Origin of the sequence: Collinsella sp. TF08-11AT, assembly GCF_003437035.1 — a bacterium.
Classification (GTDB): Bacteria; Actinomycetota; Coriobacteriia; order Coriobacteriales; family Coriobacteriaceae; genus Collinsella.
This window is the reverse complement of the sequence record NZ_QSRL01000012.1, coordinates 1-374: the sequence shown is the minus strand read 5'-3', so window position 1 is coordinate 374 and position 374 is coordinate 1.

Genomic DNA, 374 nt, shown 5'->3' with positions numbered 1-374 from the left:
GTCAGCCCGGGACCGTCTCGGGCTACGATTGAGGCGCGCCCAGAACGGGCCGCCGACCGGGCGCCCGCGCACGGCCGAACGTCCCTGCCCCCCGAGAGGGCCCGTTGGGTGCTGCCGGCGCGGGACGCGCCGCCCCCGACGGCTGATAGGAAAGTGCCGGGCAGAGGCCGCGGCTGGTAATGTGAGTGCCGAGGGGGAGGCCATCCGGTCGAACGACTACCGGAAGGATACCACCGTGAAAGCGCCATCGACCAGACCGGGGGCCGTGCTCGGCCTAGACGTCGGCAAGTCCTCCCACTGGGCCTGCCTGATCGACCGCGGCGGGGAGGTGCTGGCCAGCGCCCCCGTCCGCAACAGGGAGGCCGAGCTCGACG